The 14,232-nt window shown below is 65.4% G+C and carries 10 protein-coding genes; 7 read left to right on the top strand and 3 right to left on the bottom strand.

The window, feature by feature from the left end; genetic code table 11:
- The first annotated feature begins 170 nt into the window (after positions 1-170).
- The 4 genes from IFT60_RS02115 (at position 171) to IFT60_RS02100 (ending at position 6,096) form a co-directional block, all read left to right on the top strand.
- A complete protein-coding gene (locus IFT60_RS02115; RefSeq protein WP_192049001.1) occupies positions 171-2,549 on the top strand; it encodes a M1 family metallopeptidase in 2,379 nt (792 codons plus the stop codon).
- Positions 2,550-2,774: 225 nt separating this feature from the next.
- Complete coding sequence (locus IFT60_RS02110; protein WP_192048999.1) at positions 2,775-3,263, top strand: DUF6702 family protein; 489 nt, start codon at positions 2,775-2,777, stop codon at positions 3,261-3,263.
- 7 nt (positions 3,264-3,270) lie between these two features.
- Positions 3,271-5,304, top strand: coding sequence for a TonB-dependent receptor (locus tag IFT60_RS02105; protein WP_192048996.1), 2,034 nt, complete (start codon positions 3,271-3,273; stop codon positions 5,302-5,304).
- A 54-nt stretch (positions 5,305-5,358) separates the two neighbouring features.
- The gene (locus IFT60_RS02100; RefSeq protein ID WP_192048994.1) at positions 5,359-6,096 is read left to right on the top strand and encodes a 2OG-Fe dioxygenase family protein; all 738 of its coding nucleotides are present in this window, start codon (positions 5,359-5,361) and stop codon (positions 6,094-6,096) included.
- A gap of 368 nt (positions 6,097-6,464) precedes the next feature.
- Here IFT60_RS02100 and IFT60_RS02095 read toward each other — a convergent pair whose 3' ends face one another.
- Together IFT60_RS02095 and argP are read right to left on the bottom strand one after the other, a co-directional pair.
- On the bottom strand, positions 6,465-6,833 hold the full coding sequence (locus tag IFT60_RS02095) for a hypothetical protein (protein ID WP_192048992.1): 369 nt from the start codon (positions 6,831-6,833) through the stop codon (positions 6,465-6,467).
- Between the two features lie 28 nt (positions 6,834-6,861).
- Positions 6,862-7,770: a LysR family transcriptional regulator ArgP gene (gene argP / locus IFT60_RS02090; RefSeq protein ID WP_192048990.1), complete on the bottom strand. Its 909-nt coding sequence runs from the start codon at positions 7,768-7,770 to the stop codon at positions 6,862-6,864.
- Positions 7,771-7,878: 108 nt separating this feature from the next.
- Here argP and IFT60_RS02085 point away from each other — a divergent pair, with 108 nt between their 5' ends.
- The 3 genes from IFT60_RS02085 (at position 7,879) to IFT60_RS02075 (ending at position 12,865) form a co-directional block, all read left to right on the top strand.
- The gene (locus IFT60_RS02085; protein WP_229510651.1) at positions 7,879-8,496 is read left to right on the top strand and encodes a LysE/ArgO family amino acid transporter; all 618 of its coding nucleotides are present in this window, start codon (positions 7,879-7,881) and stop codon (positions 8,494-8,496) included.
- A gap of 112 nt (positions 8,497-8,608) precedes the next feature.
- Entirely contained in the window at positions 8,609-9,739 is a 1,131-nt protein-coding gene (locus IFT60_RS02080) for an efflux RND transporter periplasmic adaptor subunit (protein ID WP_192048988.1), read from the top strand.
- Positions 9,740-9,748: 9 nt separating this feature from the next.
- Positions 9,749-12,865 (top strand): efflux RND transporter permease subunit, encoded by a 3,117-nt coding sequence (locus IFT60_RS02075; protein ID WP_192048986.1) that lies wholly within the window; start codon positions 9,749-9,751, stop codon positions 12,863-12,865.
- Positions 12,866-13,272: 407 nt separating this feature from the next.
- On the opposite strand, the gene IFT60_RS02070 is transcribed toward IFT60_RS02075, so the two are convergent.
- On the bottom strand, positions 13,273-14,199 hold the full coding sequence (locus tag IFT60_RS02070) for a hypothetical protein (protein WP_192048984.1): 927 nt from the start codon (positions 14,197-14,199) through the stop codon (positions 13,273-13,275).
- Positions 14,200-14,232 lie beyond the last annotated feature (33 nt).

Below are 14,232 nucleotides of genomic sequence, written 5' to 3'. Positions count from 1 at the left end.
CGGGTTCCCCGTCCACGCGTTCGACAATCGCACACCCGTTCAACGTTGATATGCCGGTATGTAACCGTTCGTTGAACGCGTGGACGGCAAAGCCGTCCACCCTACCTGGAGCCGGTGGTTGCGCCAAAAGCGCGGCCACCGGTTTGTTTCATTTAGAACGACCAAATTTTATGAACATGAAACACCTCGCGCATTCGCTTGCGCTGACCTTCGCCGCCCTTACCCTGTCCAGCGCCGCCCACGCCGCCGACCCGTTCGACGACAAATTCCGCCAGCTCGACGAACTGCTGCCGACGCCCTCGGCCACGCGCAGCGCCTCCGGCGCCCCGGGCCACGCCTACTGGCAGCAGCGCGCCGACTACAAATTGCGCGCGACGCTGGACGAAGCGAAACGCGCGATCACTGGCGCCGGCACCATCACCTACCACAACAACTCGCCCGACACCCTGCATTACCTGTGGGTGCAGCTGGACCAGAACATGTTCCGCGGCGACTCGGACAACCGCAACATCTCGACCATCCCCTCGCGCGACGGCTGGCAAAAGGGCGGCGCGGAAGGCGTGAAGTTCGATGCCATCCGCTTCGCCTTCGAGAGCCGAAAATTCGAAGGCGGCTTCCAGGTCGCCAGCGTGAAAGGCGCCAACGGCCAGCCGCTGCGCCACGTGATCAACAAGACCATGATGCGCGTCGACCTGCCGCAGCCACTGAAGCCGGGCCAGCGCTTCTCGTTCGCACTCGAATGGCGTTTTAATATTCCCGAAGCGAGCGTGCTGGGCCGCCGGATGGGCTTCGAGCGTTTCGATAAAGAGGATAAAAACGACCTGTTCGAGATCGCCCAGTGGTTCCCGCGCATGGCAGCCTATTACGACGTCGCCGGCTGGCAGAACAAGCAATACCTCGGCGACGGCGAATTCACGCTCGAATTCGGCGATTACGACGTGGCGATTACGGTCCCGAGCGACCATATCGTCGCCTCCACCGGCGAACTGCAGAACGCAAGCGAAGTCCTGACGAGCGCCCAGCGCGACCGCCTGGCGCGCGCGAAGACGTCGAAAACGCCGGTGATCATCGTCACCCAGGCCGAGGCTGAAGCTGCGGAAAAACGCCGCGCAAGCACCATGAAAACCTGGCGCTATAAAGCGAAGAACGTGCGCGATTTCGCCTTTGCCTCGAGCCGCAAGTTCATCTGGGATGCGCAGGGCATGAAGAGCGGCGACACCACCGTGATGGCGATGTCCTACTACCCGAAGGAAGGCAACCCGCTGTGGGAGAAGTACTCGACGCAAGCCATCGTCCACACGATCGAGCAGTACAGCAAGTACTCGTTCGACTATCCCTACCCGACGGCGATCTCGGTGAACGGCCCGATCGGCGGCATGGAATACCCGATGATCTCGTTCAACGGCCCGCGCCCGACCAGGGATAAAAAGACCGGCGAGCTGACCTACTCGAAGGCGACCAAATATGGCCTGATCAGCGTGATCATCCACGAGGTCGGCCACAACTACTATCCGATGATCGTCAACTCGGACGAGCGCCAGTGGACCTGGATGGACGAAGGTTTGAATAGCTTCCTGCAGTTCCTGGCCGAGGAAGCCTGGGAAGAAAACTACCCGGCGCGCCGCGGCGAGCCGCGCGACATCACCGATTACATGCGTAGCAAGAACCAGACGCCGATCATGACCAATTCGGAGTCGGTGCTGCAGCGCGGCCCGAACGCCTACGGCAAGCCGGCCACCGCCCTGAACGTGCTGCGCGAGACGGTGCTGGGCCGCGAACTGTTCGACTTCGCGTTCAAGGAATATGGCCGCCGCTGGAAGTTCAAGCGCCCCACGCCCGCCGACCTGTTCCGCACCATGGAAGACGCGTCCGGCACCGACCTCGACTGGTTCTGGCGCGGCTGGTTCTACACCACCGACGCTGTCGACGTGAGCGTGGACGGCATCAGCGAATACACGGTCAGTTCGCAGAATCCGGAGATCGAAAAAGCCTGGCGCCGCAAGCTGCGCGACGCCGAGCCGACCTCGCTCACCGACCAGCGCAACAAAGGCATGCCGCGCCGCGTCGACGCGCATCCTGAACTCAAGGATTTCTATAACGAGCATGACGACTTCACGGTCACGAACGCCGACCGCAACAAATACCAGGAAACGCAGGACAAGCTGGAAGACTGGGAAAAGGCGCTGCTCTCCTCCGGCAAGCACCTGTACCTGGTCGACTTCACCAACGTCGGCGGCCTGGTGACGCCACTGGTGCTGGAAATCCAGCTCGCCAGCGGCAAGAAGTATGTCGAGCGCATTCCGGCCGAAGTGTGGCGCTACTCGCCAAAGAAGATCACCAAACTGATCGTCACCGACGAGCCGATGACCAGTCTGGTGCAAGATCCGTTCTGGGAAACCGCGGACATCGACCAGAACAACAACGCCTGGCCGCGCAAGCTGACGCCGTCGCGCCTGGAACTGTTCAAGAGCGAGCGGCCGTCGAACGATATGATGAAGGACTTCAATGCGACGTTGAAGGCCAAGGAAGAATCGAAGCCAGTACAGTGAGTTGTAGCGTGGACGGCTTTGCCGTCCACGCGCTAACCGCGCGAATTGACCTGAACGCATGCAGCAGGATGTAAGGTGGGCGGGTCTCCCGCCCACGCGTTCAACACACGTTTGCGGTTCAAAAACGAGCGAATTGGTACCTTGAGGATCGTTGAACGCGTGGGCGGCAAAGCCGCCCACCTTACGTCCCTCCGCTTTAGTTTCTAAATTAATACTTCCACGCATATGAAACACCTCACCCGCCTCTTCGCCCTGACCCTGCTCTTTGTCAGCACCCTGGCCTCCGCCCACCGCTTCCACGCCGGCATGACCGACATCGCCTTCAACGCCCGCACCGGCAACACCGAGATCGTCCACACCTACATGGCGCACGACGTCGAGGCCTTGCTGGCCAACCTGTACGGCCGCCAGTTCGACCTTTCCGACCCGGAAGACCAGGATGCCATACGCAAGTATGTCGAAGGCCGCTTCCGCATCCTGGGCCAGGACAAGGCCCCGCTGCCGCTGCGCTGGGTCGGCATGACGGCCGATGCCGAGAAGGTGACCGTGTTCCAGGAGATCGAACAGACGCCGCTGTGGAAGGCGAGCGCCATCCACGACAAGGTGCTGATCGATTTCATCCCCGACCAGGTCAATACCGTCAACCTCAACGAAGGTAATGTTGTGCGCACCCTGACCTTCGACCTCAACAACGTCGAACAACCAACCCGCTAAGACCAACATGTTTTCTATTCGCCCAATTCCGTTCGCGCTGGCAGCGCTGTTTACCTCTTCTTCCGCCCTCGCCGACGACCTCGTCCTGCAGCGCGTGCTGGTCGAAGGTTCCCGCATGAGCCAGCTCGGCATCGCCGACTCGGCCAATGCCGGCACCGTCGGCCAGAAGGAGCTGGCCGCGCGCACTACTTACCGTCCCGGCGAGATGCTCGAAGCGATGCCGGGCCTGATCGCCAGCCAGCACAGCGGTGAGGGCAAAGCCAACCAGTTCTACCTGCGCGGCTTTAACCTCGACCACGGCACCGACCTCGCCACCTGGGTCGACGGCATGCCGGTCAACCAGCGCAGCCATGCGCACGGCCAGGGCTGGACCGACGTCAACTTCCTGATTCCGGAACTGGTCGGCCGCCTCGACTACCGCAAGGGCCCGTATTCGGCGCGCGACAGCGATTTCGCGTCCGCCGGCAGCGCCGAGATCAGCTATGCCAACCGGTTAGTAAAAGACATCGCCAGCGTCACGCTCGGCCAGGATGGGTTCAGGCGCGCGATGATCGCCGGCTCGCCCGAGCTCGCGGGCGGCACCCTGCTCTACGCGCTCGAACTGCTGGACAACGAAGGTCCCTGGACCCGTCCCGACGACTACCGCAAGCGCAACGGCATCCTGCGCTACAGCCGTGGCTATGCCAACAACGGCTGGAGCGTCACCGCCATGGCGTATCGGGGCACCTGGAACGCGACCGACCAGATCCCGCTGCGCGCGGTGGAGGACGGCAGCCTGGGACGCTTCGACGCCATCGACGACAGCGACGGCGGCAGCGCGCGCCGCTACAGCCTGTCCGGCATCTGGCGCCGGACCGACGCCGATTCGGCCTCGAAGGTGAGCGCCTACGTGATCCGCAACCAGCTCGACCTGTTTTCGAATTTTACGTATTTCATGAACGACCCGGTCAACGGCGACCAGTTCGCCCAGCCGGACCGGCGCGTCACCAGCGGCGTCGATGCGACCCACACCCTGCACCTGCACCGCGGCGAGGCCGGGGCCTCGGACCTGACCTTCGGTGCGCGCCTCCAGAACGACAACATCTTCAATGGGCTGTACAACACCCGCGCCCGTGAACGCCTGAGCACGACGCGCGAAGACCACGTGGTCGAAACCAGCGGCGGCCTGTTCATCGAAAGCGCGACGCGCTGGAACGAGGTCGTGCGCACCAAGGCCGGCCTGCGCGCCGACCGCTACCGCTTCGACGTGAGCAGCGACCTGGCCGCCAACAGCGGGCGGGCGCATGACACGCAGGTCAGCCCGTCGTTCAGCCTGATCCTGGCGCCCTTGGCCTCCACCGAGTTCTACCTGAACTACGGCCACGGCTTCCACAGCAACGACGCGCGCGGCACCGTTGCCGCGATCGACCCGGCCACCCTCGACCCGCTCGAACGCGCGCCCGGCCTGGTGCGCTCGCGCGGCATGGAACTGGGCATGCGCACCGAGGCGATCCCGAAGATGCAGACGGCGGTCTCGCTGTACCGCCTCGACTTCGACTCCGAACTGACCTACATCGGCGACGCCGGCATGACCGAAGCGGGCGACGCCAGCCGCCGCTACGGCGTCGAATTCTCGAACTACTGGCGGCCGCTGAAATGGCTCGCGGTGGACTTCGACGCGGCCTATGCGCGCGCACGTTCGCGCAATGGCGACCGGATTCCGGGCGCGGTCGAGGGCGTGGGCCAGCTCGCGCTTACCGTCGACAAGGTGGGACCATGGTCGGGCGCACTGCGCCTGCGCTACTTCGGCCCGCGTCCGCTCATCGAAGACAACAGCGTACGCTCGCATGCCAGCACCACGCTCAACGGGCGCGTCGGCTACAAGATCAACAAGGACCTGCAGCTGGAACTGGAAGCGTTCAACCTGACCGACCGCCGCGCCTCGGCGATCGACTACTTCTATGCATCGCAACTGCCCGGAGAAGCGGAGCCGCGCGACGATATCCACTTCCACCCGATCGAGCCGCGTTCATTACGGCTGACGCTCACCAAAACCTGGTAAACCAGAGGGGTCGGTTTTTCACCGGCCCTTGTAAAAGCTGCTACGCTACCGGGCATGACACCATCCGAACTGCCCTACAGCGACCCATCGCGCCTGGCCGAAGCCCTGGTCGGCGATGGCTACGCCCTTCTTCACCCCCACGACGTCGCGCGCCTGGCCGGCTGCACGCTTTCCGACCTCGACGCGCTGGCGCCGAGCTGGGACCACCTCGAACTCGATCACTACCTAAAGGACGGCGGCCGCTACCGGCGCCGGCGCCACTCCTGTTTCGTCGACGACGGCACCACGCTGGCGCAGACGCCGCACCGCGCGCACTGGCAGCCGGTCGAATACAACGCCCTGCACGGCGGCATGCACCGCCTGTTCGAACCGATCGAAGCGGCCACCATCGCCCAACCGGGCTGGCAGCAGCTGCTGCGTTCGCTGGGCGCGGTCTGCTCGCAAGTCAAAGCGGCGCGGCCCTGGTACGTGGAAGCGCACCAGTTCCGCATCGATACCGCCGACGGCATCGGCCGCCCGACGCCGGAAGGCGCGCACCGCGACGGTGTCGATTTCGTGGCCGTGATCCTGATTGACCGCAGCGGCATCAAGGGCGGCGAGACGCGCGTATTCGACGCCCACGGCCCGCGTGGCCAGCGTTTCACCATGACCGAACCGTGGACCCTGCTGCTGCTCGACGATGCGGCCGTGATCCATGAGTCGACGCCGATCCAGCCGCTGGGGGAACATGGGCACCGCGATACGCTGGTGCTGACCTGGCGCGCGGGGTCGTTCCAGGGCGAAGGGGTGTAATCAATTCCAACGAGCCGGTTTCTTCCATGGCTATTACTGGCGGTACCTCGCTGCCACTGACTTCGGACCCGTGCGTACGCGTGGGCTCGGGGCGCCCACCCTACAACGGCATCCACCACCAAAAAAAACGCCCGCGTACCTTGCGGTAGCGGGCGGCAATCCAGAATTTCGGAGAAAAACTGGAGGAGACAGTTCCAATATACCTCCGTTTATTGTGCAGCGCAATACAGTAAAACTACTGCGCAGCTGGGATAATCCCTCCTGTCTGTGTAGGCATTTTCTGACGATCCATGTTGTATGGATCAGGTTATGACGCAGCGCACCATACGGGTGCGAATACCCCGTAACCCTGCACGCATAGAAGGCGTTCAGGTGCCGTCCGACCTTGCCTTGCCACCGGCTGGTGCGCCCGATGTTGCGGCGCGCGCGCAAGAACCTTGTGTATTTTTTTCCACGTAGGCGTTGTTGTCGGCACGCGCCGTCGCCGCCGCCATTGCGCGCGCCGATGGCGTCAACGCATGCGAGGGCACGCGCCCAGCTGCGGCAATGCTGCCAAGCTGCGGTTCAGGGCGGGTACTGGCGCGGGCCGGCAAGGCGCTCGACGCGCGCGCACTATCCACCGGCGTGACACAGGGTGCTGGCGGGGCAGCGACTGTGCGTGATTCCGGCACGGCCTGGCCCGCGGCACAGCCGGGCAAGGCGGCGCAGGCGGCGGCAATCAGTAGCAACATGTTCATGGCCCCCCCTCCTCATGATCAACCAATTCTAGCCCTGTTCTTCATCCGGCAGCGACAGCAGCACCGCCCGCGCCGCCGCCACCAGCGCGACGCCCATGCGCTCGACCCGCTGCGGCTGGATGCGCCAGGCATGCCAGTACAGCGGCACGTCGACGGGAAACCGCAGCGCCAGGTCGACCAGTTCGCCCGTATCGAGCAGGAGCTGGCATTGTTCGAGCGGCAGCATGCCGTAGCCGAAGCCGAGCCGGATCGCATGCACGTAGGGATCGCTGGCCGGCACGTAATGGCAGGGGTAGCTGCCCTCGGGCAGGCCGAGGTGTTCGAGCAGGAAGGCGGATTGCAGTGAATCCTTGCGATCGAACACCACGACCGGCGCGACCCTGGCCGCCTCGCGCTCGATCCCGTCGGGAAAGCAGCGGCGGGCGAATGCCGTCGACGCCACCATCCGGTAGCGCATCAGGCCGAGCGGCATCGCGGTGCAGCCATGCATCGGCTGCGCCTTGCCGGAGATGCAAGCCAGCACGCGGCCCTCTTCCAGCAGAGTAAAAGTATGGCCCTGGTTGTCGAGCACGAATTCGGCCAGCAATCCTTCGGCGGCCAGGATCGGCGCCAGCGCCGGCAGCAGCCAGGTGGCGAGGGTGTCGTTGTTGACGGCCAGGGCGACGCGCGCCGGCCCCGCATCCATCCCCATCTCGGCCAGGAATTCGGATTCGAGCAGCAGGCTGCGGCGCAGGTATTGCAGCAGGCGCATGCCGGGAATGGTCGGGCGGCAAGGGCGACTGCGCACCAGCAGCGGCGTGCCGAATTCCTGTTCCAGCGCCGAGATGCGTTGCGAGACGGCCGACGACGTAATCCCCAACTGGTCGGCTGCACCCTCCAGGCTGCCGGTATCGACGGCGGCGGTGAATGCGCTGCTGCGGCGGGGATCGATTTTCATTCGAATTTTATAGTTAAGTATTTCTTATGTACCTTTAATATTCATAAATATAATTGAAGTAGCGTTCTTCCCTTGGGAAAATCGCGGCTCTTCTGTCGTGGAGCTGTCATGTTTTCCCAACAAATTTTCTTGCAAGGCCTGGGCCTGGGCGCCAGCCTGATCATGGCGATCGGCGCCCAGAACACCCACGTGATCCGTACCGGCGTGCGTGGCGAGCACGTGCTCGCGACCGTCCTCACCTGCATCGCGGTCGACGTGGCGCTGATCGCGCTCGGCATGACGGGCCTGGGCAGCCTCATCGAATCCTCGCCACCGCTGCTGGCGCTGGCGCGCTATGGCGGCGCCGCCTTTCTCACCTGGTATGGCTGGCGTTGCTGGTCGAGCAGCCTGCGCGGTGGCGCGGCGCTGGCGCTCTCCAGCCAGGACAACCGCCAGAGCCTGCAACGCGCGCTGGTCACGGTGCTGGCGCTGTCGCTCCTGAACCCCCACGTGTATCTCGATACCGTGGTGCTGCTGGGCGCGGTCGGCAGCAGCCTCGCCGGCGACCAGCGCGGGTCCTTTGCAGCCGGCGCCATGGCGGCCTCGGTGCTGTGGTTCAGCGCGCTCGGCCTGGGTGCGCGGCGCTTCGCCTCGGTGCTGGGACGCCCCGCGGTCTGGCGCGTGATCGAGGCGCTGACCGGCACGCTGATGCTGGTGCTGGCCGTGCTCCTGCTGCGCGGGGCGTGAAGCGCGTGCCGGGATGGTTGAATTCGCATCCACTTTTCGTGCCTTTTGATAAACTGCCCCATTGCGTTCAAGGCGACCGCCTTGCCCGACCATGGAACGGAAATCCAAACACATGCCCTCGACGACATCGCGCAGTTTACTCATCGGCTCGGCCGCCCTCTTCTCCCTACTGCTCGCCGCGTGCGGCAAGGACGATGCCAAAAAAGCGGCAGCTCCCGCCACCCCGGCCCTGACCGTCAGCACGGCAGCGCCGACCACGGCCAGCCTGCCCCTGCAACTCGGCGCCAACGGCAACGTCGCCGCCTGGCAGGAAGCCGTCATCGGCAGCGAATCGGGCGGGCTGCGCCTGCTGGAAGTGCGCGTCAACGTCGGCGACGTCGTCAAGAAAGGTGAAGTGCTCGCCGTGTTCTCGGCCGATACCGTGAATGCCGACGTCGAGCAGGCGCGCGCGGCGCTGCAGGAAGCACAGGCGAACGCCGCCGAAGCCGCCGCCAACGCGCGCCGCGGCCAGTCGCTGAAAAGCTCGGGCGCCATGAGCGAGCAGCAGGTCAACCAATACCTCACCGCTGAGCGCACCGCCGCAGCGCGTGTCGCCGCCGCCAAGGCCACGCTCACCCAGCAGCAGTTGCGCCTGAAGTACACGCAGGTGGTGGCGCCCGACAGCGGCGTGATCTCGGCGCGCAGCGCCACCGTGGGCGCCGTGGTCGGCGTCGGCACGGAACTGTTCCGCCTGATCCGCCAGGGCCGCCTCGAGTGGCGCGCCGAACTGCCGGCTCTTGAGGTCGGCCGCATCAAGCCGGGCACGCGCGTGCGCGTCAAAGGCGCGAGCGGCAGCGAAGTCATAGGCAAGGTCCGCATGATCGCGCCGACGGTCGATGCGCAGACCCGCACCACGCTGGTGTACGTCGACCTGCCCCCTGGCCTCTCGGCCAACGCGCCCCTGAAAGCAGGCATGTTCGCCGGCGGCGAATTCGAACTCGGCGCCTCCAACGCGCTCACCGTGCCGCAGCAGGCAATCGCCGTGCGCGACGGTTTCAGTTACGTGTTCCGCCTGAACAAGGACAGCCGCGTCAGCCAGCTGAAGATCGGCACCGGGCGCCGCCTGGGCGACCGTATCGAGGTCGTCAGCGGCCTGGCGCCGGATGCGCAGATCGTCGTGAATGGGGCCGGCTTCCTGAACGACGGCGACCTGGTGAAGAACGTTCCAGCGCCGGCCGCTCCCGCCAAGGTCGCGAAGCGCTAAGGGCAGACGATGAACTTTTCCGCTCTTTCGATCCGCAACCCGATCCCGGCGATCCTGCTGTTCGCCCTGCTGACGCTGGCCGGCCTGCTCGCCTTCAACGCCAATAAAGTCCAGTTCTTCCCCGATATCGAACTGCCGATCGTGACCGTCACCGCCACCCTCGATGGCGCCGCGCCGGCCCAGTTGGAGACCGAGGTGGCGCGCAAGATCGAGGACTCGGTCGCCACCCTGCAGGGCGTCAAAAACATCTACACCAAGGTGCTCGACGGCGTGGCCACGGTCACCGTCGAATTCATCCTCGAAAAGAACCTGTCGGACGCCGAGAACGACGTGCGCGGCGCCGTCTCGCAAGTGCGCGCGGACATGCCGGCCGAGATGCGCGAGCCGAGCGTGACCAAGGCGGCCACCGCCGGGCGCTCGATCCTGACCTTCACCGCCGCCGCCAAACCCGGCACCAACGGTTTAGATGACCAGGAACTGTCCTGGTTCGTCGACAACGCCGCCGCCAAACGCCTGCTCACCGTGCCCGGCCTGGGCGCGGTAAAGCGCGTGGGCGGGGTCGACCGCGAAGTGCGGGTCGAACTCGACGACGCACGCATGGCCGCGCTGCGGGTGTCGGCGCTGGACGTGTCGCGCCAGCTGCGCAACGTACAACGCGAAGCGCCGGGTGGACGCGGCGACGTCAGCGGCGCCGAGCAATCGGTGCGTACGCTGGCCACTGTCGGCAGCGCGCAGGAGCTGGCGCGCATGGACATTCCGCTGCCGGACGGGCGCCGCGTGCGCCTCGACGAAATCGCGCGCGTATCCGACACGGTGTCCGAACCGCGCGCGCTGGCCGAACAGGATGGACGCAAGGTGGTCGGCTTCGAAATCTTCCGCACGCGCGGCGCCAGCGAGACCGAGGTCGCCGCCGGCGCGCGCGCCGCGGTGGCCGAACTGCAGAAGGCACACCCGAACCTGGTGCTGACCGAGGTGGTCGACAACGCCGAACCGGTGCAGGAAAACTTCGATGCCTCGATGGAGATGCTGTACGAAGGCGCGGTGCTGGCGGTGCTGGTGGTGTGGTGGTTCCTGCGCGACTGGCGCGCCACCTTTGTCGCCGCCGCCGCCCTGCCCTTGTCCGTGATTCCCGCCTTCCTCGGCCAGTACCTGTTCGGCTATACGCTGAACATGGTCACTTTGCTGTCGCTGGCGCTGGTGGTCGGCGTGCTGGTGGACGACGCCATCGTCGAAATCGAAAACATCGCGCGCCACCTGCACATGGGGAAAAGCCCGATGCAGGCGGCACTGGAAGCGGCCGACGAAATCGGCATGGCCGTGATCGCCACCACCTTCTCGCTGGTGGCGGTGTTCCTGCCGACCGCCTTCATGGGCGGCATTCCGGGGCGCTTCTTCAAGCAGTTCGGCTGGACCGCGGTGCTGGCGATCCTCGCGTCGCTGGTGGTCGCGCGCCTGCTGACGCCGATGATGGCGGCCTACATCATGAAGAAGCCGTCGAAGCCGCACGTCGAACAGGACGGCGCGCTGATGCGGCGCTACATGGCGAGCATGCAGTGGTGCCTGCGCCACCGCCGTATCACGGCGATCGTTTCGCTGCTGTTCTTCGCCGGTTCGATCGCGCTGGTGCCGCTGCTGCCGACCGGCTTCGTGCCGGCCGCCGACCGCGGCCAGACCATCGTCAACGTCGAACTGCCGCCCGGCTCGACGCTGGCGCAAACCCATGGCGTGGCCGAACAGGCGCGCGCCGCTGCGATGCGCGTGCCCGGCGTGAAAAGCGTGTTCAGCTCGATCGGCGGCGGCTCCAGCGGCGACGCCTTTGCCCCCGGCGCCTCGGCCGAAGCGCGGCGCGCGGTGCTCACTGTGACCACTTCGCACCGCAGCGACCGCGACGAATCGCTGTCCGACCTGGAACGGCGCATGCGGACGGAATTGTCCGGCATCCCGGGCGCGCGCTTCAGCGTCGGCCAGGCCGACACCGGCGGCAAGCTGCAGCTGGTACTGCGCAGCGAAGATCCAGCCGCGCTGTCCGCCGCCGCCCGGCGCGCCGAGCGCGAACTGCGCGGCTTGCAGGGCATCGGCAACGTCAGTTCCAGTGCTTCGCTGGTGCGCCCCGAAATCATCGTGCGTCCCGACTTTGCGCGCGCCGCCGATCTCGGCGTGACGGCGGCGGCGATCGGCGAGACGGTGCGCGTGGCCACCGCCGGCGACTACGAACAATCGCTGGCAAAGATGAACCTGTCCGAGCGCCAGGTGCCGATCCGCGTCAAACTGCCGGACGCCGTGCGCGCCGACCTCGACGCCATCGGACGCCTGACGGTGCCCGGCAAGAACGGCCCGGTACTGTTGTCCACCGTTGCCGACATCACGATGGAAAGCGGCCCGGCCGAGATCAACCGCCTCAATCGCAGCCGGAATGTCACGCTCGACGTCGAGCTGGGCGGGCGCTCGCTGGGCGACGTGAATGCCGAAGCGCGCGCCCTGCCCGCCTTCCAGCAATTGCCGGCCTCGGTGCAGATCGCGGAACTGGGCGACGCCCAGGAGATGCAGGCATTGTTCGCCAGCTTCGGCGTGGCGATGGCGATCGGCGTGCTGTGCATCTACGGCGTGCTGGTGCTGCTGTTCCACGACTTCATGCAGCCGATCACCATCTTGGCCGCGCTGCCGCTGTCGATCGGCGGCGCCTTCATCGCGCTGCTGATTACGGGCAGTGCGCTGTCGATGCCGACCATGATCGGCCTGATCATGCTGATGGGGATCGTCACCAAGAACTCGATCCTGCTGGTTGACTACGCCATCCTGGCGCGCGAAGCCGGCATGAACCGCTTCGACGCCCTGGTCGACGCCTGCCACAAGCGCAGCCGGCCGATCATCATGACCACGATCGCGATGGGCGCCGGCATGCTGCCGCTGGCACTGGGCCTGTCGGGCGACCCGAGTTTCCGCTCGCCGATGGCGATCGCGGTGATCGGCGGGCTGATCACGTCGACCTTGTTGAGCCTGCTGGTGGTGCCGGCGGTGTTTACCTATGTCGACGATCTCAAGGGCTTGATGAATCGTGGGGTGCGCAGGTTGCGCAAGCATCCGCATGAGCCGGTGCGGGTGAGCGAGCCGTCGGCGATGAAATAGGTGTGCCGCATTATTGATGATGAAGGCGGGCATGCCCGCCCTACGTTACACGGCGGTCAACAATATAATCTGCGGCCGTGGTGCACCGTAGGGCGGGCATGCCCGCGTTTGCGGCGTATCCACAGGGTTGACGTCCGCGCAATCGTAGACATCCGAATGCGTCGGTGCGGATCGATCGTTGCGGGGTGTACCGCGCCGTTGATGGCGAATGCGCGAGCATGGGGTGCACGTAGGGCGGGCATGCCCGCCGATACGACGTATCCACAAACAAAAACGCCGGCATCGCTGCCGGCGTTTTTATTATTACTTCAAAAAACCGCTCAGAAAATAATCGCGAGCAGGATGATGACCGGAATCGGAATCCCTATCAGCCACAACAGAATTGAACGCATGAGGTTCTCCTTAAATTAACGACGGGATACGGCGGCGACGCCGTCGCGCAGTTTGCCGCCCAGGGTGGCGCACCAGCTGGCGACAAAGGCGCCGATCAGCAGGGCGACCGTCAGCCAGAGTGCGGTGCCGGCAGCGGCCTTGCGGGCGGTGTCGGCGGCTTCCTTGGCGGTGGCCTTGGCCTTGGCGGCGGCGGCGGCGCCGCGGGCATAGACGTCGTCCACGCGCTTTTCGGCGCTGGCCTGGTCGAGGCCGGTGCGGGCGGCGATGCGGCTGGCCAGGTAGGCGCGGTCGTCGGTGGCCAGGCTGCCGTTCTTGACGGCGTTGGCGAGGATGCGCATGGTTTCCTGGCGCAGGTCGCCGCTATTGCCGGTGGTGTCTGGCTTGTCGGTGCGCAGCATCATGTCCGAGAAATAGTCGAGCGGGTTGCCGCCCGCGCTGTCGCCGTTGTCCTTGGCGACGGCTGCCGTGGCGGCTGCGCCGCTGGCCATCGTGGCTTTGGCCACGCCGGCGCCGGCATCGACCGCGGTGCCGGTCATCTTGCCGATCACGCTCGAGAACAATGCCGCGGCCAGCATGGTCGACACCGCCCAGGTCAGCAGGCCGTGCGCGGTATCGCGGAAATAGACTTCATCGGTATGCACGCTGGCCCACTTGACGCGCAGGCGACCGGCCATGTAGCCGCCGATGGCGGAAGCGGCCAGCTGGGTCAGCGTCAGCCAGAGAATCGCGCCGATGCCGAAGGCAACGCCGCTGTTGTCGGACCAGGGAGACGCGGCGGACAAGCCGAGGCCGGAGCCGAGCAGGTACAGCACCAGAGAGAGTGCGGTGGCGGCAGCAGCGCCGGCCAGGATGGCGCCCCAGGAAACGCCTGAACGCGCCGTTTCGACGGCGTCGCCATTGGCCGGGACGTGCGTGGTCGTGCTCGTTGGTTGAGCTTGCATGGTTTCCTTTTTTTCTTATGAATGAAAGACAGA

The organism is Massilia sp. CFBP 13721 (assembly GCF_014842025.1).
GTDB lineage: Bacteria > Pseudomonadota > Gammaproteobacteria > Burkholderiales > Burkholderiaceae_D > Telluria.
This window is presented reverse-complemented; position numbering and strand designations above follow the sequence as displayed.

Coding starts and splice junctions, on each gene's coding strand:
- IFT60_RS02085 (WP_229510651.1), top strand. CDS start 7,879: ATGTTTTCCCAACAAATTTTCTTGCAAGGCCTGGGCCTGGGCGCCAGC.
- IFT60_RS02115 (WP_192049001.1), top strand. CDS start 171: ATGAACATGAAACACCTCGCGCATTCGCTTGCGCTGACCTTCGCCGCC.
- IFT60_RS02110 (WP_192048999.1), top strand. CDS start 2,775: ATGAAACACCTCACCCGCCTCTTCGCCCTGACCCTGCTCTTTGTCAGC.
- IFT60_RS02075 (WP_192048986.1), top strand. CDS start 9,749: ATGAACTTTTCCGCTCTTTCGATCCGCAACCCGATCCCGGCGATCCTG.
- IFT60_RS02100 (WP_192048994.1), top strand. CDS start 5,359: ATGACACCATCCGAACTGCCCTACAGCGACCCATCGCGCCTGGCCGAA.
- IFT60_RS02105 (WP_192048996.1), top strand. CDS start 3,271: ATGTTTTCTATTCGCCCAATTCCGTTCGCGCTGGCAGCGCTGTTTACC.
- IFT60_RS02095 (WP_192048992.1), bottom strand. CDS start 6,833: ATGAACATGTTGCTACTGATTGCCGCCGCCTGCGCCGCCTTGCCCGGC.
- IFT60_RS02080 (WP_192048988.1), top strand. CDS start 8,609: ATGCCCTCGACGACATCGCGCAGTTTACTCATCGGCTCGGCCGCCCTC.
- argP (WP_192048990.1), bottom strand. CDS start 7,770: ATGAAAATCGATCCCCGCCGCAGCAGCGCATTCACCGCCGCCGTCGAT.
- IFT60_RS02070 (WP_192048984.1), bottom strand. CDS start 14,199: ATGCAAGCTCAACCAACGAGCACGACCACGCACGTCCCGGCCAATGGC.